Origin of the sequence: Methylobacterium sp. Leaf118 (assembly GCF_920984675.1) — a bacterium.
GTDB lineage: Bacteria > Pseudomonadota > Alphaproteobacteria > Rhizobiales > Beijerinckiaceae > Methylobacterium.
The window spans coordinates 1-3426 of sequence record NZ_CAKLBV010000122.1; the positions used below are offsets into that span (position 1 = coordinate 1).

4 protein-coding genes and 1 riboswitch are annotated in these 3426 nt (G+C 73.7%); of the genes, 3 read left to right on the forward strand and 1 reads right to left on the reverse strand.

Going from position 1 to position 3426, the window contains the following annotated elements; genetic code table 11:
* A partial coding sequence (locus tag LW587_RS23720; RefSeq protein WP_232632030.1) for a PTS sugar transporter subunit IIA occupies positions 1–744 on the reverse strand: 744 nt, incomplete at its 3' end.
* Positions 745–926: 182 nt separating this feature from the next.
* Here LW587_RS23720 and LW587_RS23725 point away from each other — a divergent pair.
* The 3 genes from LW587_RS23725 to gcvT all read left to right on the forward strand — a co-directional run.
* Positions 927–1910 carry a LacI family DNA-binding transcriptional regulator gene (locus LW587_RS23725; protein ID WP_232632031.1) on the forward strand — a complete coding sequence of 328 codons (984 nt, stop codon included), beginning with the start codon at positions 927–929 and terminating at the stop codon, positions 1908–1910.
* A 77-nt stretch (positions 1911–1987) separates the two neighbouring features.
* On the forward strand, positions 1988–2206 hold the full coding sequence (locus tag LW587_RS23730; protein WP_232632032.1) for a hypothetical protein: 219 nt from the start codon (positions 1988–1990) through the stop codon (positions 2204–2206).
* A 69-nt stretch (positions 2207–2275) separates the two neighbouring features.
* Positions 2276–2377, forward strand: a riboswitch (glycine riboswitch).
* A gap of 147 nt (positions 2378–2524) precedes the next feature.
* Positions 2525–3426 (forward strand): glycine cleavage system aminomethyltransferase GcvT (gene gcvT / locus LW587_RS23735; RefSeq protein WP_232632033.1); only part of this gene is annotated, 902 nt, incomplete at its 3' end.

Here is a 3426-nt window from a genome sequence, read left to right on the forward strand (position 1 = left end):
CAGGGCCGCCCCGCAGGCGAACGCCAGCAGCGCCTTCGGGGCACGCCACCAGACCGGCTCCGGCCGTTCGGCATTCGTCACCGCGTCGCCGCAGCGCAGGCCGAGCTGCAGCAGCGCGATCAGGTTCTTGGCATCCGCGACCTGGGCGCCGTGGCGCACCTGGATCCGGGCCGGGCAGGTCCGCGCCGTTTCGACCCAGTGCGCGGCGGGCCGGGCGTGCAGGCCGGTCGGGTAATCGACGGTCCAGTCGAAGCGCTGGCGCAGGTCGGTGGCGGGCCCCGACAGGTCGGGCGCCGCCGAATCCTCGGTGAGCGCCCGGGCGATCTCCGCCTCGCTCGCGGTCGAGGCCAGGCGCTCCAGCCGGGCCTCGTCCTGGATCAGGCGGGTCAGGCGGCGCAGCACCGTGATGTGCGTGTCCGACTGGGCCGCGATGGCGACCACGAGCCGGGCGGTCTGGCCGTCGTGCCATGCGAGGCCGCCGGGAATCTGGAGCACCGCGAGGCCGCTCTCGCGCACGAGGTGGCGGTCGTCGACCATGCCGTGCGGGATCGCCACGCCGTGGCCGAGATAGGTGTTCGACACGGCCTCCCGGCGCAGCATGCTCGCGCCGTAGGCGGCGTCGATGCAGCCGGCGGCGGCGAGGAGCCCGGCCGCCTCGCGGATCGCGGCCTCCTTGCTCGCGGGGGCGGCGGCGAGGCGCACCAGCAGGCGCGGGCTCGCGAGTTTCGGCGTCGGCGCCAGCATGACGGCTCTCCTCCCGGGTGAGCACGCCCCGGGTGAATCACCGGGTGCGGTGTTGCGCCGAATGAAAACGTTTTCACAAAATGAGTCAACAGGACTTGGCATCAAAATGCAGGTGGTCCGCTTGCCGAGAGCGCGGTGCGGTGGCAGAACCGCGCCATGATGGTGAAAACGTTTCCTGCCTCATGAGCGTCGGCATCCGCGACGTGGCCCGCGCGGCGGGCGTCTCGACGGCCACCGTCTCGCGGGCGCTGGGCCGCGGCCCGGTGAGCGAGGCGGTGCGGGCGCAGGTGGAGGCGGCGGTGCGGGCCACCGGCTACCGGCCCAACCTCTCGGCCCGGCGCCTGCGCTCGAAATCGGCACAGACGATCGGCCTGATCGTGGCCGACATCCGCAATCCCTTCTTCACGGCGGTGAGCCGGGCCGTCGAGGACGCGGCCTATGCGGCCGGGATGCGGGTGATCCTGTGCAACACCGACGAGGACCCGGACCGCGAGGCGATGTACCTGCGCCTGATGGAGGAGGAGCGCGTCACCGGCGTGATCTTCGCCCCCACCAAGACCACCGCCGACGCCCTGACCGAGGGGAGTCTCGGCTTCCCGACCGTGTTCATCGACCGCTCGGGGCTGCCCGGCACCCATGACAGCGTGGTGCTCGACAACCCGGCGGCGGCCGGCGCCCTGGTGGACCACCTCGTCGCCCAGGGCTACGCGCGGATCGGCGGCCTGTTCGGCTCGACGAGCTCGACCGCGCGGGAGCGCCGCGCCGGCTACGAGGCGGCGATGGCCCGCCACGGTCTTCCCGCCCTCGCCCGCGCGGTCGCCCCGAACGCGGCGGCCGCGGAGGCCGAGGCCGTGCGCTGGCTCGGGCAGGGGGACCGGCCCGAGGCGCTGATCCTCTCGAACGGCCTGATCCTGATGGGGGCAGTGCGCGCCGCCCGCCATCTCGGCCTCGCGATGCCCGCAGACCTCGCGCTGGCGGGCTTCGACAACGAGCCCTGGACCGACCTGGTCGAGCCGGGCCTGACCGTGATCGAGCAGCCCGTCGCCGAGATCGGCGCTCAGGCGATGCGTCTCCTGTTCGCGCGCATCGAGAGCCCGAGCCAGCCGGTGCGCAAGGTGATCCTGAGCGGACGGACGGTGCTGCGGGGCTCGACCCGGCGGCGCTGAGGGTGCCCGGGGAGTCGACGCGCTCCGAACCGCCGGCCCGCGGGCGCGTTGCCCGCCTGCGATCCCGGGGACCCTCGATGCGCCTCTCTCTTGCTGCCCTGCTGATTCTCGTCGCCGCGCCGATGGCGACGCCCGCCGCGGCCGGGCCGGCCCAGTCGTATCTGTTCGGCGAGCAGCGCTTCCGCGACGCCTGTCGGCCGCCCCTCAAATACGCGGCCGGCGCCTGCGTGCGCCGCTGCCCGGCGGGCTATCAGGACCAGGGCCGCACCTGCCGCTTCCGCGACATGCGGCGCTGACCGTCACCGGCCGGCCCGGCAAGCGGCTTGCCTCCCGCGCCGCACCATGCGACCACAGGTTCGTCCGCTACAGGCGGTACGGGAGAGCCCAGACCGGTCGAAAGCCTGGTCATGGCGCCGACGGAGCAACCACCCCCGGAAACTCTCAGGCACAATCACCGTATCGTTGGACAATCTGGAGAGAGGCGCCGACCGGCGTCCACCGAAGGAGAAACCTCGCCCGTCCGTCGGGTGAGGGAAGCTCTCAGGTAACCGCGACAGATGGGGGCACCTTGCCAGCCGGCCGGCGGGCGAGAACCGTCTGTCGTGGAGTGCCCGATGAATTCGCACGCTGCCGGGGCCATGAGCCCTGCCGCCCCCCAAGCCACCGCATCGCTCGCGCCGACGCCGCTGCACGCGCTCCACCTGCGCCTCGGCGCCAAGATGGTGCCGTTCGCGGGCTACGCCATGCCGCTGCATTACCCCGCCGGGCTGCTCAAGGAGCACCTGCACACGCGGGCGGCGGCCGGCCTGTTCGACGTCTCGCATATGGGCCAGATCGCCGTGACGCCGCGCTCCGGCGACGTCGCTGAGGCGGCGGCGGCCCTCGAGGCGCTGATCCCCATCGACATCCGCGGCCTCGCCGACGGCCGCCAGCGCTACGGCGTCCTGACGGACGCGGCCGGCGGCATCCTCGACGACCTGATGGTGGCGCGCCGGCCCGAGCGGCTGCACGTCGTCGTCAACGCGGCCAACAAGGCGGCCGATCTCGCGCATCTGCGCGCGCATCTCCCCGAGGCGATCGACCTGGCGCTTCTGCCGGATGCGCTGATCGCCCTGCAGGGGCCCAAGGCCGGCGAGGTGCTGGCGCGCCTCGCCCCTGACGTTGCCGCGATGCGCTTCATGGACGTGCGCATGGTCGCGATCCTCGACACGCCCTGCCTCGTCAGCCGCTCCGGCTATACCGGCGAGGACGGGTTCGAGATCGCCGTGCCCGCGGCGCGCGCCGAGGCGGTCGCCGAGGCCCTGCTCGCGAGCCCCGACGTGCTGCCCGTCGGCCTCGGCGCCCGCGATTCCCTGCGCCTCGAGGCCGGCCTGCCGCTCCACGGGGCCGACATCGATCCCGGCACCAGCCCGGTGGAGGCGAGCCTCGCCTGGGCGATCTCGCCCGCCCGTCGCCGGGGCGGCGCCCGCGCGGGCGGCTTCCCGGGGGCCGAGCGCATCCTGGCCGAGATCGAGGC

Bases quoted from the DNA above. Each gene is read 5' to 3' on its own strand.
- LW587_RS23725 (WP_232632031.1), top strand. From the start codon at position 927: ATGAGCGTCGGCATCCGCGACGTGGCCCGCGCGGCGGGCGTCTCGACG.
- LW587_RS23730 (WP_232632032.1), top strand. From the start codon at position 1,988: ATGCGCCTCTCTCTTGCTGCCCTGCTGATTCTCGTCGCCGCGCCGATG.